This window comes from Francisella frigiditurris (genome assembly GCF_001880225.1).
GTDB lineage: Bacteria > Pseudomonadota > Gammaproteobacteria > Francisellales > Francisellaceae > Francisella > Francisella frigiditurris.
On the sequence record NZ_CP009654.1, the window covers coordinates 492,366 to 518,725 of the forward strand.

The following is a 26,360-nucleotide window of genomic DNA, read 5'->3' on the forward strand; positions in this document are numbered from 1 at the left end:
TTTAAACCTTTGTGATATATTTAATTTAAAAACCTTTTCAGCTAACAAAATGAATTCACTAATATCCCCACCTATTTTATTCTTTTTTCTTGGTCTTATTGCAGCTATATTTAAAAGTAATATTAGTATTCCAGATGATATAAAAAAGTTTCTTTCAATATATTTACTTATTTCAATTGGATATAAAGGAGGATTTCAGATCTATCATAATGGAATAGATTCCAATGGCATTTTTGTAATACTAATATGTATGCTATTTTCATTTTTTATGCCTTTTGTCTTATTTTTCCTTTTAAAAAAATGGGTTTTAAAAACAGGACCTGACTCAGTCTTAATAGCATCTTCATATAGTTCGGTAAGTGCGGTGACTTTTATAACAGCTTTAAATGTATTGATAGCTGATAATATTAGCTACAATGGATATATGATAGTTGCTCTAACCGTGATGGAATTTCCCGCAATAATTGCAGGGATGATGATATATTATCTTTTCGTAGTGAAAGGAAGTCCTTTAGTATCTCAGTCAACAATATTTAGGAAGTCAGCCAAAGAAGCTTTGTTAGACTATTCAGTTATTTTATTAGTTGGAAGTTTAATTATAGGTTTTTTATGTGGTGATGATGGAAACCTAGATATGGCCCCACTAACTTCTGCTTTGTTTAAAGGAATGCTTGCTCTTTTTCTTTTAGGTATGGGAGTTTCTGCTGGTGAGCAGATAGGTTTATTAAAAAAAGCGGGAATAAAGTTAATAGCATTTGCCGTGATAGTACCAATAATTTTATCATGTTTAGCTATCTTAATAGGATCATCTATACATTTAGGAGAAGGTAACACATTATTACTAGCAATGCTTTTTGGTGGAGCATCATATATAGCTGTTCCAGCAGCTATGTCAGAAACAGTTGAAGGTGGTAATGTTGGGTTAATGGTGGCTTTAGCACTAGTAGTAACTTTTGTTTTTAATATAAGTGTGGGAATTCCTATATACTTAATTATTCTTTCTTAGTAGTTGTTTAAAGGATCTTAGTTTCTATATTTTTTCTCTTAACCTTGCTAAAATTACTCTCATTAAATTTTTCTAAGTTTTTGCAATTTATATAGGTTTTAAGAATGACTCAAGAGATGAATAAAAATTACAATCCTAAAGAGATTGAGCAGTCTAATTATAAAAAATGGGAATCTTCAAACAAGTTTGCTTGTGGTAATACTGATTCAAAAGATACTTATACAATAATGCTGCCTCCTCCAAATGTGACAGGAACTCTGCATATGGGGCATGGTTTTCAGATGTCTTTAATGGATATTTTGATCCGTTATAACAGAATGTCTGGTAAAGATACTTTATGGCAACCAGGTACAGACCATGCAGGTATTGCTACGCAAATGGTTGTAGAGAGGCAGCTTAATGCTCAAGGTATTTCTAGGCATGATTTAGGGCGTGAAAACTTTGTAAGTAAAGTTTGGGAGTGGAAAGAGCTTTCAGGCGGAACTATAACTTCTCAAATGCGTAGAATAGGAGCTTCTCCTGATTGGAATAGAGAAAGATTTACAATGGATGATGGTCTTTCAGATGCGGTGAAAAAATGTTTCATTAAATTATATGATGATGGTTTGGCATATCGTGGTGAGAGATTAGTAAACTGGGATCCTAAGTTAAAAACTGCAGTATCTGACTTAGAAGTTGCCCAGAGAGAAGAAAAGGGTTCGCTTTGGCATTTCATTTATCCGATAGCAAATAGTGATGAGAAAATTATCATAGCAACAACTCGTCCAGAGACGATGCTTGGCGATATGGCAGTTGCAGTTCATCCAGAAGATGAGAGATATGCTCACCTTATTGGTAAGATGGTAAATCTACCACTTACAGATAGACAGATTCCTATAATAGCCGATGACTATGTTGAGAAAGATTTTGGTACAGGATGTGTGAAGATTACGCCAGCTCATGATTTTAATGACTATGAAATGGGTAAAAGACACAATTTGCAGATGCTAAATATCTTAACTGATGATGCTGCACTAAATATTAATGTGCCATCAAAATATCAAGGATTAGATAGGTTTGAAGCACGTAAGCAAATAGTTGCTGATATGGATTCTTTAGGTTTGTTAGACAAGATAGAGCCTCATGCGTTAAAAGTACCGACTGGAGATAGAACTGGTGAGGTTTTAGAACCGTATCTAACTAGGCAATGGTTTGTTAAGGCGGATGTGCTTGCGAAGCCAGCTATAGAAGCTGTAGAAACTGGTAAAGTGAAGTTTGTTCCAGATAACTGGAAGAATACATATTTTGCTTGGATGCGTGATTTACAGGACTGGTGTGTATCTAGACAGCTTTGGTGGGGGCATAGAATCCCTGCTTGGTATGATAGTGAGGGTAATGTATATGTTGGTGAAGATGAGGCTGATATTAGAGCTAAATATAATCTATCAGCTGAAACTGTTATTAAACAAGATGAAGATGTATTTGATACATGGTTCTCATCTGCATTATGGCCATTCAGTACACTAGGCTGGCCAGAGAAAACTCCCGAGTTAGAAAAATATTATCCGACGAGCGTTCTTGTAACTGGTTTTGATATTATTTTCTTCTGGGTTGCTAGAATGATGATGTTTGGTATGTATTTTATGAATGATGTGCCATTTAGAGATATTTATATTACTGGACTTATTCGTGATAGCGAAGGTAATAAAATGTCAAAATCAAAGGGTAATGTGTTGGATCCTGTGGATTTGATAGATGGTATATCTTTAGAAGACTTGCTTGAAAAAAGAACCACTGGTTTAATGCAACCACAGATGAAAGCTAAGATTGAGAAAGCTACAAGAAAAGAATTTCCAGAGGGCATTAGCGCTTATGGTGCAGATGCTGTGAGATTTACTTATGCAGCGTTGGCCTCTACATCTCGTGATATCAGTTTCGATACAGCTAGAGTTGAGGGGTATCGTAACTTCTGTAATAAACTTTGGAATGCTTCAAGATTCGTAATGATGAATTTAGATGATTATAAGGTTTGTGATAATTATGAATTAGGTGTTGCAGATAAGTGGATTTGGAGTGTTTTAAATAATGCTGTTGCAGATGTACATAAACACCTTGTGAATTATAGATTTGATTTAGTAGCAAATACTATTTATGACCTTGTATGGAATAACTATTGTGACTGGTACGTTGAGTTTGCAAAAGTTACTTTAAAAGATGAGTCTTTATCTGAGAAGCAAAAAAATGGAGTTAAATATACTTTAACCAAAGTATTAGAGAATATCCTGGCTTTAGCTCATCCTCTTGTACCATTTATCACAGAGAGTATCTATCAGCAGCTTAAAGCTCATTTAAATGATGCTAAAGATACTATTATGGATGTGTCCTATCCAGTAGCTAAAGAAGAGCTTGTAGCTAAAGAAGATGAGGTTGTTATCTCATGGTTACAAAATGTAGTTACAACTCTTAGAAATATGCGTAGTGAAGTAGGCATTAAACCATCTTTAGAAATAGACTTAATTATTAAAGATATAGCTGAGAAAGAAGAAAGTTACTTAAGACAGACAGAGAGTTTTATAAAAGCGCTAGCTAGAGTTAAAAATATTGAATTTAGTGATAATCCACCGACGTCTTTATCTCAAGTTATAGAAGGTTTAGAATTAAATATTCCTCTAGAAGGTTTGGTTGATGTTGAGCAAGAAGTTGCAAGGCTAGATAAAGAGCTAGAGAAGCTGCAAAAAGAAGTTGAGAGAGTACAAAATAAACTTTCTAACCAAAAGTTTGTGGCAAATGCTCCAGAAGCTGTAGTTGCAGTCGAAAAAGAGAAGCTTGCTAAGTATCAGGAGCTTTATGCTAAAACGCTTGAGAAGAAAGAAGTTCTTAATAAGTAAATGGCTAGTAAAAATGTTATAAGTTTATCTAATTTGTATGATGCTTCTGTTATAGGGGTTAGTATGCTTAACCCACATTAGCTGCAACAATGGGTATAGCTAAGATATTGGGTAAGCAACTAAGCCTTTCAACAGGTATATTACAAAAAAATATAGAAGGATTAAATATAGACTTTAACTCTTTATCAGATTCTGAGAAAGATGATTTAGCAATGATGGCTTATAATATGCATATGCAAGTAATAAATGGATTATCTGAGGAAAATCTTAATTTACTTTCTAAGCTTATTGCTAATCAAATTAAAAAAGCTGATATAGATATTTCTAAAGATAAATATAATAAATTTTCTAGGATTGTTTCTGCGCTTGATAAAGAGGAAGTTATAGTCATTTATGACGTAATAGAAGTATATAAAGATCTATGTGCGAATTTTGATAGTTATTATAATGTTAAAGACAAGCAAGAAGGTTTTAATATTCTTGTTATAGATCACTCTTTAACGTTGGTGAGAGAGAAGCAAAGTTTAGAAGAAGCTTCTCTTCAGTATGAGTTAATACAAGGACTCACAAGAACGGCATTATTTAAAACATATGGCTTTGGTTTTGCTGCTAGTGGCGTAAAACATTATCATGGCTTAATGATTACAGAATTATTTAAAGAGTTTATTAAATATATTGATGAGACTTCTATATGTGATGATAAGTTTAAATTGGACTAATAGTTATCTAACTAATTTTATATTGAAACAGCTAATCTTCTAGTTTAATCTTTAAGCAGCTTTATTTTCTAAGTTATTTAGAGTTTTAAAAAGATATAGGATTTAAGTATGAAAAAAGCATATGTATTACTTGATTACTTTCTAAAGATTTTATTTTTAGTAATATTTTGGTTTGTTGCAGGTATTTTTCTGGGTTATGCAACAGTATTTTTGACATCGCCTGATAGTGTTTATAATCTTTTACATGCAAATGGATTTGTATGGACAACCGTATATGGTGCAACTGAGCTTGCTTGTTATGTTCCAATGCTTTTTGCGATAATATTTGTAGCATTTGGTAAAAATAAGAAATTATTAGTTATACCAATGGTTGTTGTCCTTATACTTTTACACCTAATTCAATATGTTGTCTGTGCAGGGATATTAGATTATTTAGCGAGTTAATTTCTTTGTATTAATATAGATCTATTTACTTGATTAATATCAGTATGACCACAAAATGCCATAGTCTTATCCATTTCTTGATAGAAAATCTCTAATACTCTTTGGGCTCCTTTTTCTCCATAAGCTCCAATACCATAATTTAGTGCTTTACCTATCATTCCAGCTTTTGCACCTAGAGCTTTTGCTTTAAGCAAATCTTGTCCTGAGCGAATTCCACTATCTATAATAACCTCAAGTTTGCTATCAACAGCATCAACGATTTCTTCTAATACAGAGATGCTTGAAGGAGCTCCATCTAATTGGCGGCCTCCATGGTTTGAGACAACAATCCCTTCTGCTCCAGTATTTTGAGCGAGTATAGCATCTTCAATATCCATAATTCCTTTAATAATCATAGGACCATCCCATTGATTTTTGACCCATTCAACATCACGCCAATTTAAGCTTAAATCAAACTGTTCACTTGTCCACTTACCTAAGGATGCTAGATTATTAGCATTTTCAATATGATTTGCTATATTTCCAAAGGTTCTATTTTTTGTTTTTAGCATACCTAAACACCAGCGAGTTTTTGTGCTTATATTAATTAGGTTTTTAATCGTTGGTTTTGGTGGAACTGTCATACCATTTTTCACATCAACGTGACGATCACCAATCATTTGTAAATCAGCTGTTAAAACTAGTGTGCTACAGCCAGCATCTTTTGCTCTAGCTATTAGATTAGCCATAAATTTTCTGTCTTTCATCATGTATAGCTGGAACCAAAAAGGCTTAGTAGTATGTTTAGCAACTTCTTCTATAGAGCAAATAGCCATAGTTGACATAATATAAGGAATACCAAATTTTTCAGCAGCTCGAGCAGCATGAATTTCGCCGTCAGCATGCTGCATTCCAAGTAAACCAGTTGGAGCGAACATTAGTGGCATATTGAATTCTTGACCTAGTATTTTTGTTTTTAGAGAACGTTCTTGTATATCTGTAAGTACTTTTTGTTTAAATAGATATTTGCCAAAATCTTTTTGATTACTTTCTAAAGTTTGTTCTTTCCATGAGCCTGATTCACAATAGTCAACAAACATTTTAGGAACTCTACGGTGGTATATTTTACGCATATCTGCTATTGATGTAATTTTCTCTAAATTACTACTCATCGAATCATCTCCAGTGTGATTTAAGGGCATTAAGTATTGGGTTAAATTTCCGTAAAAATTTTTTCTTCAGAAAGCCTAGATTTAGGTAATTTAGCATTAAAGTCATCTTCTGAACTGTAACCAGCAGTTACAACCACAGAAGCTGAGAACCCTTTTTCTTTTAGATTGAACTCTTCATCTATAATATTTTGATCAATACCTTCCATTGGAGTGGCATTTATTTCTAAAGCAGCTAGGCCAAGTAAAATGGCGCCTAAACTTATGTAGACTTGCTTCTCAGCCCAGTGTCTAAGGTCTTTAGGATTATATTTGTGTAATGAGGTAAACTTTCTGCGAGCGGCTTCTTGTAGCTTTTCAAATTCGATAGATGGGAATCTACCATCTTTTCTTTCTTGAACTAAAAGCTCTTCTAGGTAGTCATCACTTATATCAGTTCTTAAGCAAAGAACTATAACTAGAGCAGCATCTTTAATATTAACTACATTTTTAGGGTGGATATTTTCAGCAGATTTTGCAATTTTAGCTTTTGCTTCATCTGAAGTAGCTAATATAAAATGCCAAGGTTGAGAGTTTACACTAGATGGAGTAAATCTAAGAATATCTTTTATTTGTTGTATTTGCTCATTAGTAAGTTTTCTTGAAGGGTCATAAGCTTTTGTTGTATAACGAGTTTTAGCATATTCGACAATATTCATATTATAAAATCTATGGAAAAGTTTTAGTCAGTATATTTGATTAAGAAATATTGGACAATGTTTTTGGGTAGAGATATTTTTATTTTTTTGTAATCATATCTTTTATTAAAAAGCATATTAAGATTTTATATGATCTACTGTTCTGCTCTTTTAGCTGTTGAAGATAATAAGATTCTGCTTGTACGAGTTAGAGATAACACAATCTGGTATTGCCCTGGTGGTAAAATTGAACAAGGTGAAGAACCAAAAGAGACTCTTATAAGAGAGTTAAAAGAAGAGCTTAATTTAAATATGTCTCCAGAAAGTTTAACGTATTTAGGTAAAACTATTACAGATAATCATGATAGGACAGATACGGTTATATTAGAGTGCTATACGGGCAATATAGATCAAGAAATAAAACCATGTGCAGAAATTTCTGAAATTAAATGGTTTGATTTTAATGATACTGAATTTATGGCTCCTGCTGCTATGGAAGGTATCAGAAGGTGGTTTTCCTAAAGATTAAGGTTGACTTAACTCTTTATATTTTTTATTATTTGAGCCGTTTATATATTGATCCTATCAGGATATAACAAAATGTGGTTTACTATATTTAGTAAATTAATTTGTAACTTTGAAAATAAGAGTTTTTATTATGAAAATTATGTTCTCTGCTGATGGTATATCTGAGTCAGAATTAGAAAAAACAGCAACTATTGCTAAGCATGTTGATTGTGTAAAAATAGGGCATATCTTATGTTCTACTTTATCTTTTGATGATATAAATAAGCTTGTTGGAGATAAAGATATATTTTTAGATTTTAAATTTCATGATATTCCAAACACAGTTGCTACAGCTATTGAGAACTATTCAAACTCAATTAAAAATCTGAAATATTTTACCTTTCATGGGACAGCTAGCGACAAGATGATTAAGGCAGCTTTAACTGCTAAAACTAATGCTATTGCCCTAGCAGTTATCACACTTAGTAGTGATGCTGATTTTGATAAAGAGGATTCTCTAATAAAGTTTGAGAGATGCTTTAATCTAGGTGTTCGTAATTTTATTTGTCATCCATTTCTAGTTGCAGATGTGCGTAAAAAGTTTGGCAAAGAGGTTAAGCTATATGTTCCAGGTGTAAGGCTTGAAGAAGATTCTTCAGATGATCATTTTAATGCTTTGACTCCTCAAAAAGCTAAAGAGTTGGAAGTTGACTATATCATAGTCGGAAGACCTCTTCTCAAAGCGGATAACATTTTAGAAAAACTGAAAAAATATATTTAGTTTCTTTTGTTTCTATTAGAAATAAAAATGTTAGAATACTAGATCAGAGATAATCTAATTTCTGACACTTATGCGAAATAAGAATCTAAAAAATATCATTGTTTCCCCTCCTTTTGGAAGATATTTAAAATTCAAAAGTACATCTAATGTTTATGGATCTTTTACAATTTCTCAAAGAAAAGGACTTATCAAGCAGGCCATTAAGACTATTCGTAAAATAGATAAAAATGCTTGGAGAAATAAAATCGGACTTAGAAATCCTGGTTTAGCCAATATTAATCCTCCTAGGAGAGCTCAGGATATAATATCTCTAGCAGCTCTAGAGATGGGGGATTGGCAGAAATTCGCAGATATTTTAAACTCGGAAAGATTTAATAATAATAAAAATATAGAAATAAATATTGGCTGTCCAAATGCTCAGATATGTGACTTTCCAAGTGAGAATGCAAAGCTCTTCAAAAAAGATAAAAATCTAATTGTTAAATTCCCTCCAACTATAGATGCAAATGAAAAAATAAAAGAATATCTAGCTGTTGGAATTAAAACCTTTCATCTTTGTAATACAATTCCTACTGATAAGGGTGGAATATCTGGTTATCCACTACAAGAGTATTCTTTAAAAGCTGTAAGGGAAGCTAGAAAAGAGTTTGGTAATAGTGTAACTATCATAGGCGGTGGAGGTATTTATACTTTAGAAGATGCTCAGAAATATATTGAAGCAGGAGCTGATCATTTATCAATGAGTTCGATTTTCTTTAATCCTTTTAAAGGAATGAAATTAGTTAAGAGTATTTCAAAGAATATTTTTTCAAAATAAATTGCTATAAAAAGTATTGATCATAAATTTTAGTCATTTAAGCTGTCTTAACATAGCGCTGATTTAATTCAACTTGCGAGCGCTTTATAAATTCTGCTAAAGCGATTCGTATTATATTTTTCTTTTACGTTTTAGCAGGCTTTTTGTTTAACTAAAACTTTGAGGAATATAATATGACTATACAAAAAGCTCATTTCGAAACACTATCTGTTCATGCTGGTAATCCTGGTGAAGATTCAACTGGGGCTATCATGACTCCAATTTATACCACTTCTATATATCGTCAAGAAACTCCGGGAGAGTACAAGGCTTTTGAATATGGTAGATGTGGTAACCCAAGTCGCTTTAAATATGAAAATGCTGTGGCAGAGCTTGAGAAAGGAAAAGCTGCTTTTGCTTTTGCTTCAGGTATGGCTGCGATAAATGCTGTAGCTGATATCTTAGATGTTAATAGCCATATCATAGCTTTTGATGCTATTTATGGGGGCACATATCGCTTATTTGAAGAGGTTAAAAAGAAAACTAGTGGCTTAAGTGTTACTTATTTAGATTTTAATGATTTAGATCAGTTAGAAAATAGTGTCCAAGAAAATACTCGTATTGTGTGGATAGAAAGCCCATCTAACCCTTTGCTTAAAGTTCTCGATATTGGAGAAATTAGTAAGTTTTGTAAAAAGCATGATCTATTATTAGCGGTAGATAATACCTTTGCTTCTCCATATAACCAAACACCAATTTCTTTAGGGGCAGATATAGTAGTCCATTCCGCATCTAAATATATAAATGGGCATTCAGATGTTATAGGTGGGATAGTTGTAGTAAAAGATGATCCAGAACTTATTGAGAAAATAAAATTCATTCAAGTATCTGGAGGAGCTGTTGCAAGTCCTTTCGATAGTTTTCTAGCTGCAAGAGGTTTAAAAACTTTAGCTTTAAGAATGCAAAAGCATAATGACAATGCTTTACGTTTGGCTAAATGGTTGAGTAAACATGATTTAGTTAAAGAAGTTAATTATCCAGGTTTAGAAAGCTCCTCAACATATGAAATTGCCAAAAAACAGATGAAAGGTTTTGGAGGTATTATAAGCTTAGAATTAAATGGAGATATTAATACCGCAAAGAGATTTTTAGAAGCATTAAAGCTGTTTTTTATTACAGTAAGTGTTGGAGGAGTTGAGAGCTTATCTTCAATCCCAGCACTTATGTCTCATTCATCTATGCCAAGAGAAGCGCGACTAAAATATGGAATAACTGATACATTAGTTAGACTTTCTATTGGGATAGAAAATGCAGAAGATTTAATAAATGATTTAGATCAATCACTAGAAAAAGCTAGAGGAGAACTAGCATGGAACTGGTAGCTTCAACCCAAGCAAAATTCCCTAAAGGAATGGTCTATTTATTCTTAACCGGGCTATGGGAAAGATTTAGCTATTATGGAATTACCGCTTTATTGATTCTATATTTATTTAAATTTTTCGGGATGTCGGATGCTAAAGCGTATCTTATTTATGGTGCGTATGCTTCTATGGTTTACGGAACTCCTATAATAGGTGGACTAATAGCTGATAAATATATAGGACAATATAGATCAATAATAATTGGAGCGTCTCTTATAGCGTTAGGTCATTTTGTGATGATTATTCCAGACAGCCATAACTACTATTTTTTCTCTGGCTTGAGTTTCGTTATTGTAGGTACTGGTTTATTTAAGCCAAGTATTGGAGCAATTACTGGGAGTCTATTTGTAAATAATGATTATAAAAGAAATGAGGGATTTACTTTACTATATATAGGTATGAATTTGGGAACAATTATCGCACCAATAGTATGTTCATATATCGCAATAACTATTAGTTGGAATCTAGCGTTTGGTATAGCCGGCGTTGGCATGTTAGTAGGGTTGGTTATCTTTATAAAAGGAGGGAAATACTATAAAGATATAAAAACCAGCAATATAAAGAAAACGGCCTATAATTATTCTTTTTGGATAATTTTAAGCACATTTATTTGTGGTCTGATTTTGTTTATTTTTGTTTTATTAGTTTATCCAGTATGGGCTAGTAGTATTTTATACTTGATAGGTTTATCTACATTATTTCTAATTTCTTATTTTATTTTTAAATCTGAAAAATATGATAGAAACAGAATATATATTACAGTTACTCTAACCTTTTTTTATATGATTTTCATGATCCTGCTACAACAAAGTGGTGGGATGCTAAATGTTTTCACAGAGAGGAATGTAAATAGAGAAATACTCGGATTTGTTATTCCAACAAGCGCTTATCAATCGGTGGAGCCATTTTTTATAATATTTTTTGGTCCAATATATGCTTTATTGGGTCGAAGATTTAAGAAAGGCTCATATGCATATCCAGCTAAATTTGCTACAGGTTTGTTAGTTATGAGCATTTCTTTTTTAGTTTTGGTTTTGGCAATTCTATTAACAGCTAAAGAGGGCTTTATTTCTTCTTGGTGGATAAATCTAAGTTATATGTTACAAGCGGCAGGAGAATTATTTATTGGTCCGATAGGTTTAGCTATGGTTAGTGCAGTTGCTCCTAAGAAAATGGTGGGATTTTTCATGGGAGTATGGGTTTTAAGCTCAGCTTTTGCAAATTTCTTGGCAGCTAATTTTGGAGCTTTAATTAGTGGTAGTCAAAAGGCTGGTTCAATAGCTCCTATAGAAACTATAGACACTTATTTCCAAGCTTTTATTTACTTTACTTTATTAGGCTCAATAGCTGCTCTAGTATTATTTGCTTTATCGCCATATCTAAATAAAAAACTTAGAGCTATAGCGATATAAGAGAAAAATACTTAGCTTTTACGTTTTAGATCATATAGATCTTTACGTCTATCTCTTAAGTTTCTAACGCTTCCGAATTTGTTAAGTTCACGTAATAAATTAATATCAACATCAACAATCAGAATCATTTCAGTATTTGGAGTTGTCTCAGCTTTTATTCCTGTAGGAGGGAAGGCAAAGTCACACGGAGTAAACACCATAGATTGAGCATATTGAATATCCATGTTATGCACATTCGGTAAGTTACCAACACTGCCCGCAATAGCAACATAGCATTCATTCTCAATAGCTCTTGCTTGAGCACAGTTTCTTACTCTAGAAAAACCGTTTTGAGTATCTGTCAGATATGGAACAAAAAGAATATCCATTCCATCTTCAGCAAGTATTCTACTTAGTTCTGGGAATTCAGAATCATAACAAATTAAAATTCCGATTTTACCGCAATCAGTATCAAAAACTTCAAGTTTACTTCCGCCTTGTAGACCCCATACTTTAGCTTCATCTGGAGTTACATGGAGTTTTTCATATCTTTCTACAGTACCATCTCTACGACATAAATATCCTACGTTGTATAAACGTCCATTTTTCATCTCTGGCATACTTCCAGTTATGATGTTTATATTGTAAGAAATGGCAAATTCAGAGAATCTATCTGTAATTAGTTTTGTATGTTTAGCTAGTTCTCTAATTGCTTCAGGCTCTGATAGATGATTATTCTCAGCCATCAAAGGAGCATTAAAAAACTCTGGGAATAGAGCAAAATCTGATCGGTAATTAGAGACGGCATTCACAAAGTATTCAGCATGTTGCATCAATTCATCCAACCCTCTATAAGGACGCATCTGCCATTGTATTAGCCCTAAGCGAACATCTTTTTTGATTGGGGCAGCATCTTTTTGCTCTTCTTCATAGTAAATGTTTGTCCATTCTAATAGAACAGCATAATCATTAGATTCGACATCATCTAAGTATGATTTAATTATCTTAACAGGTTGAAAATCATTGCTTAGTTGAAAGTGTAAAACAGGATCGTGTAGCTCTTGTCTCTTTAGTTTAGCTATATATTGTTGAGGAGTCATTTTATCAGCATATTCATGATATCCTGGAATTCTTCCGCCAAAAATTATGCTCTTTAGGTTAAGCCTTTCACAAAGATCTTTTCTATAGTCATATAATCTACGACCTAAGCGCATACCTCTAAATTCCGGCTTAACAAATAGGTCAATACCGTACAGTACATCACCTTCATCATCATGCGTGTTAAAGGTATCATTACCTGTTATTTTCTTATAAGTGTGTTTATGCCCAAACTTTTTATAATCCACGATAATAGATAGAGCACATCCCGCTAATTGATCGTTTACTCGGATAACAACTTGACCTTCAGGGAATTTTTTAATTAGAGAGCTTATTTGATGGGTTTTCCAGTAAGGATCTTCAATGTTGTATACTTCAATCATTGCTTCTTTAAGTTCTTGATAATCATCTAAACTTAAAAAGTCTAATTTTATATTTTCTATGTTTGCCATATTTTGTTAAATAATTTTATTCATTAAATACAAAATTACATTACAGGCTTAGCTTTGTAAATGTTTAACTGAAAGCTAATCACGCTTTACAATTATTTTATTTTTGTTTATGTAACTTAGTCTTCTTGGATATTTCTTGCTATAATACAATGATTAAATTTTGTCTATGACTTTTATAAAAACTTTTGAAGGAATTATTTTGATATGAGAACACATTATAGTTCAGATATAAATGAGAAATTAGAAAACCAAAAAGTTACTGTTTGTGGTTGGGTGCATCGCCGTAGAGATCATGGTGGGGTTATATTTTTAGATATTAGAGATAGAAGTGGTTTGGTACAGTTAGTATTTAACCCAGATAATAAGGATTTTAAATTAGCTGATAGCTTAAGAGGGGAATTTGTAATAAAAGCCTCTGGAGTTGTTAATTTAAGACCAGAAGGTCAAGAGAATAAAAATCTAGCTAGTGGTAAGGTGGAAATCATTGGTGAAGATCTTGAGATAATAAATAAATCAAAAACTATCCCTTTCCAATTAGATGATTTTCAAACTACAGGCGAAGATGTAAAGCTTAAGTATCGTTACATAGACTTAAGAAGGCCTGAAATGCAGAATAAGCTTATTACAAGAGCGAAGGCTGTTAGATATGTAAGACGCTTTTTAGATGATAATGGATTCTTGGATATAGAGACTCCATTTTTAACAAAAGCAACGCCAGAGGGCGCAAGAGATTATTTGGTACCAAGCCGTAATTTTAATGGTAAGTTCTATGCACTTCCTCAGTCACCACAGCTTTTTAAACAGATTCTGATGGTTTCTGGTTTTGATAGATATTACCAAATCGTTAAATGTTTCCGTGATGAAGATTTAAGAGCAGATAGACAGCCAGAGTTTACACAGATAGATATTGAGGCTTCATTTATTGATGAAGCTTTCATTATGTCTACTATGGAAAAAATGATAGCAGGACTTTTTGAGTCAACTATTGGTGTTAAATTTGAGACCTCATTTCAAGTTATGACTTTTGCGGAAGCTATAGATAAGTACGGTATTGATAAGCCAGATCTAAGAATTCCTTTAGAGTTTGTAAATATCAAAGAGGATATGAAAAATGAGGAGTTCAAAGTATTCTCGGGTCCAGCAAATGATCCGGAGGCAAGAGTTATAGCTTTAAGAATACCTGAAGGTAATGAAAAACTTACTAGAAAAATGATAGAAGATTATACTAAGTTTGTAGGTATTTATGGTGCTAGAGGTCTTGCATATATTAAGATTAATTCATTATCTCAAGGTAAAGAAGGTTTACAATCTCCTATAGTTAAAAATATTTCTGAAGAAACTTTATTTAAAGTAATAGAAAGAACAGGTGCAAAAGAAGGAGATTTATTGTTCTTTGGTGCTGGTAAGACTAAAGTAGTTAATGACTCTATGGGAGCATTAAGAGCAAAAATTGGTGAAGACCTTGAATTGTTTACTAAAGAGTGGGCTCCATTATGGGTAATTGATTTCCCAATGTTTGAAAAAGATGATAATAGATTATATGCAGTGCATCATCCATTTACTGCACCTAAAGTAGAAAGTACTGAAGAGTTAATGAAAAATCCTGAGGCTTTAATTTCTAGAGCCTATGATATGGTTATTAATGGTTATGAAGTTGGTGGTGGATCTATTCGTATTCATAAGCAAGATATGCAAGCTAAAGTGTTTAATTTATTAGGAATTTCTGATGAAGAAGCTCGTGAGAAGTTTGGCTTTATGTTAGATGCATTATCTTATGGAACTCCAATTCATGGAGGTATAGCTTTTGGTGTTGATAGATTAATTATGCTTCTTACAAATACTACAAATATCCGTGATGTAATAGCATTCCCTAAAACACAGACAGCAAGCTGTCTAATGACGGAAGCTCCTTCTACTGTGTCTTTAGAGCAATTAAATGAGTTGGGAATTGCTGTTAAGAAAGAAGAGAAGTAAAAATATTCAATGCAAAAAAATAGTCTAGTTATTTTTAAGTCTAAGCCAGCAAAGGTATTAAGCATATTAGATAAAAAAGTTGAAATAGAAACCTTAGATGGTAAAAATATAAAGCTTCCTCCCAAGAATGTTGATTTATTGATAGAAAATGAAAAAGATTTTAATCTTCAGAGTTTGAAACAACTTGAGGTGTCCGAATTAGAAACAACGTGGGAGCTTTTACAAGAGCAAGAGCATTCTTCTATAGAGGAGCTCGGTGAATTATTATTTGATAAGCTTAGTATTAATGAAGCTTATACAGTTTGGCTTCTAGTTTCCGAAGGAGAGTATTTTAGTTTTAATGAAGATTTATCAATAAATATCCATTCAGAAGAGAAAAAGAAAAAAATAATAGCTGAGAAGCTTGAGAAACAAAGAAAAGAGCAAGAAATAAATAGCTTCCTAGAAAGACTTAATAATAAAACTTATCTCCCAGAAGATGAAAAGTTTATAAAAGAAATTGTTAATCTAGCTACTTTAAAAAGCACAACCTGTAGATTCTTTAAAAATATATCTATGGAAGAGAATGAAAGTAACGCATATAAGCTACTTCTAGAGATAGGTTATTGGAATGAATATAATAATCCTTATTTGCAAAGGTATGGTGCTGAATTAAAAGATAATCCAGCGGAAATTCAATCTAATGATTCTACAGATAGAGTTGACCTGACTCATTTGCAAGCGTATGCAATAGATGATGAGGATAGTCATGACCCTGATGATGCTATTAGCTGGGATGGACATAATAATAAAATGTGGGTCCATGTAGCAGATCCAACATCCATAATAGATTTTAATAGTTCAGCAGATTTAGAAGCAAGAGCAAGAGGTTCAAATTTATATGTTCCTGAAGCTATTGTCTCTATGCTACCTAAAAAAGCAACGGATAACTTAGGTTTAGGATTAACTGAAATTTCTCCGGCATTATCTATTGGTTTTAAAGTAGATGAAAACGGGGATATTAATAGTATAGAAATTTGTTTTAGTAATATAAAGGTGTCTAGACTTAGTTATGAATATGCTGAAGCTAATTTAAATGCTTTGGATCTGGGTGAAATACTTTTGTATGCTCAACGATTTACAAAAAAAAGATTAGAGAATGGTGCAGTAGAGCTAGATTTTCCAGAAGTGAAAATAAAGCTTGAGGAAGGAAGCATCGTTAAAATTTCTGATCTTCCAAGGCTAGGCTCTAGAATTTTGGTACGAGATACTATGTTGATGGCGGGTGTTGCTGTAGGACAGTTTTGCCTTAAACATAACATTCCAGTTCCTTTCTCAGTTCAGGCTGAACATAGTCTTACAGAGGATGAGATAAATAACTTAGATACCTTATCTAATATGTTTGCTACAAGGAAAAAATTGCAGCGAGGACAATACTCTGTCTTAGCTGGGAAACATGCAGGCATGGGGTTAGAAAATTATGTACAAGTGACAAGCCCTCTTAGGAGATATTTAGATTTATTAGTTCATTATCAATTAAGAAGATATTTAAATCATTTGGAATTAATTTCTTCAGAAGAGGTTCGTCAACTTATAGCTGAAGTGGATATCCCTATTAAAGCTAATAGACAAACAGAAAGAGCCTCTAATTTGCATTGGAAGTTGGTATTTTTAATGCAGAATGAAAATTGGTCAGGTGAGGCAACTGTGGTAGAAAAAATTCAGAAAGGAAAAGTATTTGTCTCAATTAATAAATTAGCTATGATGAAGAAATTAGTTGTTTCAGATAGCTATAAAGAAGATGATAAAATTTTTCTACAGAATACCTCTGTAAACCTTGTGGTGCAAGAGGCCTTTTTTAAGGTTTTAGAAACAATTAACTAGGTTTTCACAAAAAATACACAATTTTATCCACAGACTATTGATTTTTGATTATTTTTTATTTCCATTTTTTCTTAAGGTATCTTAAGTCCTTTGTTTATAAGGGATTTCTAGGTTTTATAAATTATTGATTATTATAAATAATTAGCATTTATAACAAAAAATTTACATAGATATAAACATAGTTATCCACAGATGTGAAAAATTGGTATTTACTTTTGTTTGAGGTATTTAATAACATTATGGTGTAAGGACTTCGTAACACTCTTGTTGATTCAAAGAGGTTAAATTTTAGGTAAATTAATGTATCATTTGTAGAAATATATTCAAAATTTTATCCTATGAAATATGAGTTAATAGAAGCTACTAGAAAACCTGAGTTTTGTATAATATGGCTTCATGGTTTAGGTGCCGATGGTAATGACTTTGTAGATATAGTTCCTCACTTAAATATACAAAAAGAAAATGTTCGTTTTATCTTCCCACATGCAGAGGTTATGCCTATAACTATTAATATGGGAATGCAGATGAGAGCTTGGTATGATATTAAAAGCTTAGATGCAAATAGTTTAAATAGAATTGTTGATGTTGAAGGAATAAATAGCTCTATATCAAGATTAAATAACTTAATTGATAAGCAGATAGAAGACGGAATAGCTTCTGAAAAAATTATTCTAGCGGGATTTTCCCAAGGTGGTGTTATAGCAACATATACATTTATAACTAGTAAAAAGAAATTAGCAGGACTTATAGCTTTATCTACTTATCTACCTGCTTGGGATGATTTTAAGTCTAAAATAACAAAAGAAAATAAAGGAGAGCCTGTTATTGTTTGCCATGGTACGCACGATCAAGTTTTACCTTCATTGCTTGGTAAAAATCTTTCGAATATACTTGATGAAAATGGTTTTGATAATGACTATAAAGAATATCAGTTGATGCAACACAGCGTTTGTCCTGAAGAAATAAAGGATTTATCAGCTTTTTTGAATAAGGCACTAAAAATATAATGAAAAAAATAATTCTAGCCAGCCGAGAAAGTTTGTTGGCTCTTTGGCAGACTAATTTTGCAAAAGCTGAAATAGAAAAGCATTTAAGTATTGAGTGTGAAATTTTAACCATGAAGACTCAGGGAGATATTATACTTGATAAACCTTTAAATAAAATTGGTGGTAAAGCACTATTTATGAAGGAGTTAGAGGTAGCGATTAAAGAAGGAAAAGCAGATATAGCTGTTCATTCTTTGAAGGACATTCCTTATGATCTACCAGTGGGATTCTGCTTAGCCACTTTTTTTAAAAGGGAAGATCCTAGAGATGCCTTTGTTTCTAATACTTATGGTTCGATAGATGAATTGCCTAATGGTGCTGTAATAGGAACCTCGAGTTTAAGAAGGAAATCTCAGTTGCTTAATTATAGACCTGACTTAAGAGTGAAAGATCTTAGAGGGAACGTGCAGACAAGGCTTGGAAAGCTTGATCAAGGAATGTATGATGCGATAATTCTAGCAAGTGCTGGATTAATACGCTTAAATTTAAAAGATAGAATAACTCAATATATTTCAAAAGAGATTTGTTTGCCTGCAGTTGGGCAAGGAGTAGTAGCAATAGAATTATTGGAAAAGAATGAGTCATTAAAAACAGCTTTAAATAAACTTACTTGTGAAAATACATATAAATCTATAGCTGCTGAAAGAGCTTTTAATAAAGAGTTAAAAGGTGGATGCCATGTGGCAATAGCTGCACATGCAACGATAGAGAAAGAGAAAATATTTTTGGAAGCTGTTGTGGCTAGTAGTGATGGTAAAGATTTATTAAGGAAAAGTGCCTTAGGTATAGATCCTGTGAAATTGGGTAAAGAGTTAGCTCAAGAGATGATTAGTCTTGGGGCATATAAAATATTGGAGAGATAATATAAATGGGATTATTAGTTTTATTGGTTGGTATAGGCGGTGGTATAGGAGCAATTTGTAGGTTTTTAGTAACGCAATTAAGCTCAAGTATTTCTCATCAAATTCCTGTAGGAATATTTATTTGTAATATAGTTGGTTCTCTTATTATTGGGATAATAGCAGCGTTTTTAATAAAAACCCAAATTTTTACAGAAGTAATGTCTGCTAATGTTAGAGCTTTATGTGTTACTGGGTTTTTAGGCGGCTTTACAACATTCTCTAGTTTTAGCTTAGATACTTTGAACTTGCTTCAAAGGGGAGAAGTATGGTTAGCTTTTGGATATATTTTAGCTAGTGTATTTATTTCTTTATTTGCAGTTATATGTGGTTTTTACGCGATTAGCTATATAATGAGCTTTAAATAAAAAAGGATGTCTTATGAAGAGAGTTATTAGGATTTTATTTGCTAGCGTATTAGTGCTTAATTTAAGTGGTTGTATCTGGGCGGTTGGTGATTTAGCAGCCAACGATGGAACTATTGAGTCAAATGATGGAGTGTATAATGTTGAAGAGCAAGGTGTGACAGTTAAGCAGCTGTATAATGCTTTTTTAACCGTTGCTGAAGAAAATAAATTTATGATAATAGCAAAAGACTATAGCCCTTCAAAGGCAGAAATCTATATGTATACATATGATAAAAATAATAAGCAAGTTGAGATTCAGTTTTATGCTTTTGATCATGGGAATGGCAACTCATTATTAGGTATAAAGATCGGAAATGATACAACTACTGCTGAAATGGATATGTCTAAGATTCACCAGTTAGAAAATATGATTCTTAATGTTTTAAATCAGTCTAATTCAAATTAATAGTTTCTTTTTTATCAATCTAACTTATATATCTTATAAAAAATACTAGTTTTACTTATACTTCTGACTGGATCATAATTAGCCTCCAAAGTCAGGTCGGGAGATTTTTTTATGAAAAAAAGAGTTTTGTTACTTTCAGTTTTATTAACATCATGTGCTACTACTAAGCCAGAAACAACGCTGCTTGGTAAAGGAACTGTTCAGTCAGAAGTTCAACTAGAGTCGAAATCAGATATAGAAAAATCTGATGCTCTTAAAGGTGCTGGCGTGGGCGCTGGTGTAGGAGCTGTAGGTGGCGCTGGTGTGGGAGCTGCTGGAGGAGCAGTATTTGGAGGTTTAATCGGAGCTCTTTTTGGAGGTATATGCACAGTTGCTACATTAGGTATAGGATTTGCGCCTTGTATGGCAGCAGGTATAGGTGGTGGGGCAGCTATTGGCGCTGGAACAGGAGCAGTTGGCGGAGCTGTTGTAGGTGCTACAGGAGGAGCTCTTGTTGGCGCTGGTGGCGGTTATGTATATGTTGCGAATAAAGATGATCTTATAGGTAAGTATAAATATGATGTATTACAAGAAGGGAAGTCAGATCCTATAATCTTCGAGGAATATCCTAGCCAAAACTTCCCTGAAGGAACAAAGGTTAATATTTATGATACTGAGTATAAAGGTGAGCATACTTATCATATAGAAGGGATTCAAGATAAGGAAACAACCAATAAAGATGAGTCTGTTAGTTCTGAATCTTCTGATAAATAGTTTTTAAGACCATATCTGGAGTTAAGTCCATCATACATTTAAAATGTCCGAGTGGACATACTCTTTTTTTGCAGGGTCTACAAACCAAGTTATCAACGAAAAGTTTTATAGCATTTTCACTATCTGGGGGAGCAATGATTTCTGAGGAGCCATAAGTGATAAATGTTGTTTTCCCTAACGCCCAAGATATATGTGATAGTCCAGAATCGTTTCCTAGACAAAAACTAGTCGTAGCTAATATACTTATAGCCTCTGCCATAGATGTCGTTCCAGTAAAATTTATTAGATTATTGTTTTTTACATTAATTTCAATCTCTTTCGCTATTTCAATATCGGCAGGACTTCCCAGTATAAAGACAAGGTAGCCATCATTTATTAAGGCTTTTGCGACTTCAGCATGATATTTTGCGGGCCATTGTTTAGATGGACCATAAGCTGCTCCAGGGCATAATGCGATAGTAGATCTAGAAGTATCTATATTAAGCTTTTTGACAACGTTCTCTATATCTTTTTGAGAGGCAACTAATTTTGGTAAAGGAGTATTAGACGGGGTTATATTTTTAGCGAAGGCTAAAGCATTGTACCTATCAACCATTAAGGGAAAAGCTTTTTTATCTAGCTTTCTATGGTCATTCAGAAGTATGTATCTTTGTTCACCAAGCCAGCCAGTTCTCTTTTTTATTCTAGCAAGAAATGGAATTATAGCCGATTTTAAAGAATTAGGTAAGATGATGCATTGATCGTAGCCTTTTTTCTTTATTTCTTTCGCTTCTTTTAGTCGAGTTTTAAAACTAACTTGTCCATGCTTTAGGTCTAGTACGAATGTTTCATTAACCTCAGGCATAAATTTAGTTAGCTCTAAACATGGCTTAGGACCAGCGACATCTATAATGCAATCAGGATCATTTTTTTTGAGTGATATAAGTAGAGACTGAGCACCAACCATATCTCCTATCCAATTCGGAGCTATGACTAAGATTTTCTTAGATTTTAACATTTTTTATTTCTCTACCTTAAAAACGGTTCCGCAGTAGGGACAAGTATTTATATCTTTATCTTTAAGATCAATATAAACTCGCGGATGAAGATTCCACGCTTCACGATGTTTTGTTGGACAGCTGACACGCTCCCCTTTTTTTACTTTGATTATTCTTTGTTCTTTTTCCATTATTTAAAGGCTCAGGATAAGTCGCTTAAATATAATTTGATTATAGCAAAAAACACTTATTTATTTAATAAAATAGAAAAATCAAGCTCTCAATTGTTATAAAAAGAGTGTAATATAAGACTTTAGAAGTCAAAAATAAAGCTTTAACCACGATAGCTTTAAAGTGAGAAAAGTTTATGAAAAAGATATTCTATAATAATGTAACTAGTAAAGTTACTCGCACTAAATGGGATTTATTTGCTATTTTGGTTGTGTTACTTCTAATATCAGTAATAGCCTGGACAACAAATGGTTTAGGCGGAAGTATAGATTATAAAGATCAAACTAGCGTACAACAGTATTCAGAAATTTCTTTAAGTTTGTATCATTTACCATATTATGCTGCTGAAACGACAATGAGGATGTTTATTGCATTAGGATTTTCATTGTTTTTAACTTTCATTTTTGGCGCATGGGCTGCTAAAAGTAAGCGAGCTGAAAGCATACTTATCCCAATAGTAGATATATTACAGTCGATTCCTATACTAGGTTTTTTAGCGATAACAATAACAGGTTTTTTGTTACTTTTTCCTCATTCTCTATGGGGTGCTCAGGCAGCTGTTATATTTGGAATAATAACGGCACAAGTTTGGAACATGATTCTAAGCTTTTATCAGTCACTGAAGACTATTCCTAAAGAATTAAAAGAAGCTGCAGATATGTATCAGTTATCAGCGTGGCAAAAATTTTGGAAGTTGGAAGTTCCTTTTTCTATGCCTGGACTTATATGGAATACTATGATGTCAATGTCTGCAAGCTGGTTCATGATAGTCGCATCAGAAAGTATAGTCGTTAATTTTGGTGCGGCGATGTCAGTTAATGTGAATCTTCCTGGAATAGGATCATTTATTGACGCAGCAAATAGTAATAAAGATTTTTTAGCAGTTGGCATGGCTATTTTGACAATGCTAATTGTTATTGTACTTTATGATCAGCTTTTGTTTAGGCCTTTAGTAGCATGGTCAGAAAAATTTGGTCTTAGTGAAAATCAATCAGAGGTTTATTCAGACTCTTGGTTTTTAAAAGCATTACAAAAGTCGGTTCTAGTTAGGTTTTTTAATAATTTTTTAAATACTTTGGCTAGTAGAATAGTAAATATTAAGGCTTTTAAAAAGGATTTGAAAAAATCTTTTGATCAGCAAAAACACCAAAAAACTGAGATAAAAGAAACTGTTTTCCAAAGAATTATCTGGCAAATTGCTTTATGGGTTGTGATAGTTGCACTTTGTTTTTTTGCTTATCAAACAATATATGGTGGTGATAGTAGTATTGGTTTAGAAGAAACCGTAAAAGTTTTTTATTATGGGCTTTTAACTGGTTTAAGAGTAGCTGCACTTATCTTGATTACATCAGTTATTTGGGTGCCTATTGGTATATGGATTGGTATGAGACCTAGAATTGCTCAAAAAGTTCAGCCATATGCTCAAATGGCTGCAGCATTTCCAGTTAATGTTTTATATGGAGTATGCGGAACAGTTGTAATTGCATTTAACCTGAATTTTAATATTTGGTGTATTGTTTTAATGGCTCTGGGGACACAGTGGTACATTTTATTTAATGTAATTGCTGGAGCTTCAGCAATACCTAATGAACTTAAGTTAGCTGCTAAAAATATGCAATTAAAGGGAGTTATAAAATGGTCTAAATATTTATTTCCTTCAATTATGCCTTTCTATGTAACGGGAGCTATCACAGCTGCAGGTGGAGCATGGAATGCTAGTATTGTATGTGAATACATTAATTGGGGTACGGATTCAACTATACAAGCTTCGGGAATAGGGGCTTATATAGCACAACAATATAATTTGGCGGGAGATCATACGGCCAATGTTTTATTAGGTGTTATAGTTATGTGCATTCTAGTAGTGCTTTCAAATAAGCTTTTCTGGAGAAAATTATATAATTATGCAGAAAATCGTTTCAGTATGAATATGTAAGGTAAAAGGGAGAAACGAGAATATGTCAAAAGAGATTATAAAAGTAGAGAAAGTTTCAAAATCATTTCAAATTAAGGGTGAGCAACCTTTAAAAGTTTTAGACACTGTTGATTTTACCTTGCATGAAGGAGAAATAGTTGCTCTTTTAGGTAAATCAGGTTCGGGTAAGTCAACTTTGCTGAGAATTATCGCAGGGCTTATGGATGCAACAGATGGTAAAGTTACTTATCGTGGAAAGAAAGTTAGTGCACCAGTTCCGGATATTTCTATGGTCTTCCAAAGCTTTGCTCTTATGCCGTGGCTTACGGTCATGCAAAATGTGGAGCTAGGATTAGAGGCAAGAAAAGTTAGTGCTCAGGAAAGAAAAATTAGAGTTTTAAAAGCAATTGATATGGTTGGTTTAGACGGTTTTGAAAATGCTTATCCTAAAGAGCTTTCAGGAGGTATGAGGCAGCGTGTAGGTTTTGCAAGAGCACTTGTTTTAGAGCCAGATGTTCTTTTAATGGATGAACCTTTCTCTGCTCTTGATATCCTTACAGCTGAAAACTTAAGAGAGGACTTGCTTGATTTGTGGCAAAAGAATGAGAGTATGAAAGGTATTTTATATGTGACTCATAGTATTGAAGAAGCTGTCCTTACTGCCGATAGAATTATTATCTTTGGAAGTAATCCAGGATTTATTCGCGGAGAGCTTAAAATTAGACTTCCTCACCCAAGAACAAGCCAAGATCCAGCAATTGCTGATTTGATAGATGAAGTTTATCGTATGATGACAACGGCTCAAACTAAAGAGCTTGCTGAAAGAATGAATAAGAAAACAGCAATGACTATAGGCTATAGAATCCCAGATGTTGATATTTCAGAAATGAATGGTTTATTGGATGAGATGTATGATATTAAGGATGCAGAAGCTATTGATTTGCCACAACTTGCAGATGAACTTCATTTAGATATTAATGATTTATTCCCTATCATAGAAATATTATCAATTTTAAGATTTGCCGAAGTATCAGAAGGTGATATTAAGATGACAGCATTAGGACGTAAATTTATTGATGGAGAGATTGAAGAGAGAAAATTTATTTTCGGTAGATTATTTTTGAAATATATTCCTTTGGCAAGACATGTTGTTAAGGTGTTAAAAGAAAGAGAATCTCATACTGCACCAAAATCAAGATTTTTAGCAGAACTTGATGATCATTTTCCAACTGAAGTTGCTGAAAGAGTTTTTGATACATTTATTGATTGGGCTCGTTATGCGGAGCTTATCAATTATGATTCAAATACGGGAACTTTATCTTTAGATGATAATGCTTTTGAATATATTAAGAAGATGTAAGTTAAAAGGTGCTCATTTTTGAATTTTTATAAATATCATATTTTTTAGTTAGTTTATTTATATTGTCAGATACTAATTTATATTCTTGGTCATCAAAAGTCTTATTTTCTTTAATTTTCTCTAAAGCTTTAATTGTGTCAATATCTTCACTAGTTGTTAAATTATATATAGCTAATTGATCTGCGGCACTAGCAATATATAGAGCTTGATTTTCATCGTTTACAACATATACTGCATCAAGATAGTAGTAGCCATCATCGTTGTTAAGCCAACCACCAGCATAAACTTGTTCTTTGGATAAGCTCTCGATTATTTCTAAATTTCTAATATATTCTTTTAGATGTTTACTATCTATTTGTGAATATTTTATTTTAATTTCAGCATCTTTGATTGGTGCAACAACATAACCCTTTGATGGAGCTTCTTGTGTGTATGGGTTGAGAGTAAAGCCATCGGGATGCTTTTTAATATATTCAGCAAGTAGATTTGTATCCTCATAATCAATATGTGTTTTTGTAAAATTTACTTCTGCAAATAAGGGAGTATAAACAGCAAAAATAGATAATATTAGTAACCTAAAAAGAAGCTTTTTCATTATGGAACTTATCTAATGGGATCAATTTTAGAATTTTAAACTAAATATTGGTAAAATCTAGTCTGTTACAAATTTTTCATGTAAGCTTTGTATAAGTTTTTTAAAATTAAAAGAGGAAATAATAATGGCTAAAGGAACAGTTAATAAGGTTATATTGTTAGGTAGACTTGGTACAAATCCTGAGGTTAGAGTTACTCAAAATGGAACTTCAGTTGCTACATTAAGTTTGGCAACTAATGATGGAATTGGAGATAATATAACTACTGAGTGGCATAGAGTAGTTGTTTTTGGTAAGTCTGCAGAGGCAATTCAAAAATATGCTACTAAAGGGTCTCAACTCTTCGTAGAAGGTAGGCTTAGAACCAATAAATGGCAAGATAAGAATGGAAATCCACAATATACAACAGAAGTTGTTGCTAGTAATTTTCAATTTGTAGGCGGTGGTAATTCATCTGGTGGGGACTCTGGTTTCCAAAGTAATCAACCCGCGCAAAATAATAATTTTAACCAGCAACGTCCTCAACAGAATAATGTACCAGATTTTGCAGAAATAAATTCTACTAGTTTTGATGATGACATCCCATTCTAGTATAATACTTTCTAGATAAAATATTCTTCAAGGAATCG

General features: G+C 32.8%; 25 protein-coding genes. 19 read left to right on the forward strand and 6 right to left on the reverse strand.

The window, feature by feature from the left end; translation table 11 throughout:
- The first annotated feature begins 49 nt into the window (after window positions 1-49).
- The 4 genes from KX01_RS02540 (at window position 50) to KX01_RS02555 (ending at window position 5,036) form a co-directional block, all read left to right on the forward strand.
- Window positions 50-1,006, forward strand: a complete 957-nt coding sequence (locus tag KX01_RS02540; protein WP_071663497.1) for a sodium-dependent bicarbonate transport family permease — start codon at window positions 50-52, stop codon at window positions 1,004-1,006.
- 104 nt (window positions 1,007-1,110) lie between these two features.
- The gene (locus KX01_RS02545; protein WP_071663498.1) at window positions 1,111-3,873 is read left to right on the forward strand and encodes a valine--tRNA ligase; all 2,763 of its coding nucleotides are present in this window, start codon (window positions 1,111-1,113) and stop codon (window positions 3,871-3,873) included.
- An 89-nt stretch (window positions 3,874-3,962) separates the two neighbouring features.
- A complete protein-coding gene (locus KX01_RS02550; protein ID WP_071663499.1) occupies window positions 3,963-4,592 on the forward strand; it encodes a hypothetical protein in 630 nt (209 codons plus the stop codon).
- Between the two features lie 108 nt (window positions 4,593-4,700).
- Window positions 4,701-5,036, forward strand: coding sequence for a hypothetical protein (locus tag KX01_RS02555; protein WP_071663500.1), 336 nt, complete (start codon window positions 4,701-4,703; stop codon window positions 5,034-5,036).
- On the opposite strand, the gene KX01_RS02560 is transcribed toward KX01_RS02555, so the two are convergent.
- Together KX01_RS02560 and nfsB are read right to left on the reverse strand one after the other, a co-directional pair.
- Window positions 5,033-6,187 carry an alpha-hydroxy acid oxidase gene (locus KX01_RS02560; protein ID WP_071663501.1) on the reverse strand — a complete coding sequence of 385 codons (1,155 nt, stop codon included), beginning with the start codon at window positions 6,185-6,187 and terminating at the stop codon, window positions 5,033-5,035. The genes KX01_RS02555 and KX01_RS02560 overlap by 4 nt on opposite strands.
- A 41-nt stretch (window positions 6,188-6,228) precedes the next feature.
- Window positions 6,229-6,882: an oxygen-insensitive NAD(P)H nitroreductase gene (gene nfsB / locus KX01_RS02565; protein ID WP_071663502.1), complete on the reverse strand. Its 654-nt coding sequence runs from the start codon at window positions 6,880-6,882 to the stop codon at window positions 6,229-6,231.
- 129 nt (window positions 6,883-7,011) lie between these two features.
- Here nfsB and KX01_RS02570 point away from each other — a divergent pair, with 129 nt between their 5' ends.
- The 5 genes from KX01_RS02570 (at window position 7,012) to KX01_RS02590 (ending at window position 11,778) form a co-directional block, all read left to right on the forward strand.
- Window positions 7,012-7,383: an NUDIX hydrolase gene (locus KX01_RS02570; protein WP_071663503.1), complete on the forward strand. Its 372-nt coding sequence runs from the start codon at window positions 7,012-7,014 to the stop codon at window positions 7,381-7,383.
- Between the two features lie 136 nt (window positions 7,384-7,519).
- Window positions 7,520-8,149 (forward strand): orotidine-5'-phosphate decarboxylase, encoded by a 630-nt coding sequence (gene pyrF, locus KX01_RS02575; RefSeq protein ID WP_156860363.1) that lies wholly within the window; start codon window positions 7,520-7,522, stop codon window positions 8,147-8,149.
- A 70-nt stretch (window positions 8,150-8,219) separates the two neighbouring features.
- Complete coding sequence (locus KX01_RS02580) at window positions 8,220-8,966, forward strand: beta/alpha barrel domain-containing protein (RefSeq protein ID WP_071663504.1); 747 nt, start codon at window positions 8,220-8,222, stop codon at window positions 8,964-8,966.
- A 173-nt stretch (window positions 8,967-9,139) separates the two neighbouring features.
- Window positions 9,140-10,327: a trans-sulfuration enzyme family protein gene (locus KX01_RS02585; RefSeq protein WP_071663505.1), complete on the forward strand. Its 1,188-nt coding sequence runs from the start codon at window positions 9,140-9,142 to the stop codon at window positions 10,325-10,327.
- Window positions 10,315-11,778, forward strand: coding sequence for a peptide MFS transporter (locus KX01_RS02590; protein WP_071663506.1), 1,464 nt, complete (start codon window positions 10,315-10,317; stop codon window positions 11,776-11,778). Before KX01_RS02585 ends, KX01_RS02590 begins: the two co-directional genes overlap by 13 nt.
- A gap of 11 nt (window positions 11,779-11,789) precedes the next feature.
- Here the strand turns inward: KX01_RS02590 and KX01_RS02595 are convergent, their stop codons facing one another.
- Window positions 11,790-13,307, reverse strand: coding sequence for a bifunctional GNAT family N-acetyltransferase/carbon-nitrogen hydrolase family protein (locus tag KX01_RS02595; protein WP_071663507.1), 1,518 nt, complete (start codon window positions 13,305-13,307; stop codon window positions 11,790-11,792).
- 204 nt (window positions 13,308-13,511) lie between these two features.
- Here KX01_RS02595 and aspS point away from each other — a divergent pair, with 204 nt between their 5' ends.
- From aspS to KX01_RS02630, 7 genes are all read left to right on the forward strand, one after another.
- Window positions 13,512-15,281 (forward strand): aspartate--tRNA ligase, encoded by a 1,770-nt coding sequence (gene aspS / locus KX01_RS02600; protein ID WP_071663508.1) that lies wholly within the window; start codon window positions 13,512-13,514, stop codon window positions 15,279-15,281.
- A 9-nt stretch (window positions 15,282-15,290) separates the two neighbouring features.
- Window positions 15,291-17,144 (forward strand): ribonuclease catalytic domain-containing protein, encoded by a 1,854-nt coding sequence (locus KX01_RS02605; RefSeq protein WP_071663509.1) that lies wholly within the window; start codon window positions 15,291-15,293, stop codon window positions 17,142-17,144.
- Between the two features lie 338 nt (window positions 17,145-17,482).
- A complete protein-coding gene (locus tag KX01_RS02610) occupies window positions 17,483-18,151 on the forward strand; it encodes an alpha/beta hydrolase (protein ID WP_071663510.1) in 669 nt (222 codons plus the stop codon).
- The gene (hemC, locus tag KX01_RS02615; RefSeq protein ID WP_071663511.1) at window positions 18,151-19,053 is read left to right on the forward strand and encodes a hydroxymethylbilane synthase; all 903 of its coding nucleotides are present in this window, start codon (window positions 18,151-18,153) and stop codon (window positions 19,051-19,053) included. Before KX01_RS02610 ends, hemC begins: the two co-directional genes overlap by 1 nt.
- 5 nt (window positions 19,054-19,058) lie before the next feature.
- Window positions 19,059-19,457 carry a fluoride efflux transporter CrcB gene (crcB, locus tag KX01_RS02620; protein WP_071663512.1) on the forward strand — a complete coding sequence of 133 codons (399 nt, stop codon included), beginning with the start codon at window positions 19,059-19,061 and terminating at the stop codon, window positions 19,455-19,457.
- 13 nt (window positions 19,458-19,470) lie between these two features.
- The gene (locus tag KX01_RS02625; RefSeq protein ID WP_071663513.1) at window positions 19,471-19,902 is read left to right on the forward strand and encodes a DUF3568 family protein; all 432 of its coding nucleotides are present in this window, start codon (window positions 19,471-19,473) and stop codon (window positions 19,900-19,902) included.
- A gap of 111 nt (window positions 19,903-20,013) precedes the next feature.
- A complete protein-coding gene (locus tag KX01_RS02630) occupies window positions 20,014-20,655 on the forward strand; it encodes a hypothetical protein (RefSeq protein WP_232223349.1) in 642 nt (213 codons plus the stop codon).
- Here the strand turns inward: KX01_RS02630 and waaF are convergent.
- Both waaF and KX01_RS02640 read right to left on the reverse strand, forming a co-directional pair.
- Entirely contained in the window at window positions 20,630-21,652 is a 1,023-nt protein-coding gene (gene waaF, locus KX01_RS02635) for a lipopolysaccharide heptosyltransferase II (RefSeq protein WP_071663514.1), read from the reverse strand. The genes KX01_RS02630 and waaF overlap by 26 nt on opposite strands.
- Window positions 21,653-21,655: 3 nt before the next feature.
- Window positions 21,656-21,823: a zinc-finger domain-containing protein gene (locus KX01_RS02640; protein WP_071663515.1), complete on the reverse strand. Its 168-nt coding sequence runs from the start codon at window positions 21,821-21,823 to the stop codon at window positions 21,656-21,658.
- A 176-nt stretch (window positions 21,824-21,999) separates the two neighbouring features.
- On the opposite strand from KX01_RS02640, the gene KX01_RS02645 reads away from it, so the two are divergent.
- Window positions 22,000-23,799, forward strand: coding sequence for an ABC transporter permease (locus KX01_RS02645; RefSeq protein WP_071663516.1), 1,800 nt, complete (start codon window positions 22,000-22,002; stop codon window positions 23,797-23,799).
- 22 nt (window positions 23,800-23,821) lie between these two features.
- Window positions 23,822-25,138: an ABC transporter ATP-binding protein gene (locus KX01_RS02650; RefSeq protein ID WP_071663517.1), complete on the forward strand. Its 1,317-nt coding sequence runs from the start codon at window positions 23,822-23,824 to the stop codon at window positions 25,136-25,138.
- Between the two features lies 1 nt (window position 25,139).
- Here the strand turns inward: KX01_RS02650 and KX01_RS02655 are convergent, their stop codons facing one another.
- Window positions 25,140-25,733: a hypothetical protein gene (locus tag KX01_RS02655; RefSeq protein ID WP_071663518.1), complete on the reverse strand. Its 594-nt coding sequence runs from the start codon at window positions 25,731-25,733 to the stop codon at window positions 25,140-25,142.
- Window positions 25,734-25,857: 124 nt separating this feature from the next.
- On the opposite strand from KX01_RS02655, the gene KX01_RS02660 reads away from it, so the two are divergent.
- Complete coding sequence (locus KX01_RS02660) at window positions 25,858-26,322, forward strand: single-stranded DNA-binding protein (RefSeq protein ID WP_071663519.1); 465 nt, start codon at window positions 25,858-25,860, stop codon at window positions 26,320-26,322.
- Window positions 26,323-26,360: the final 38 nt, after the last annotated feature.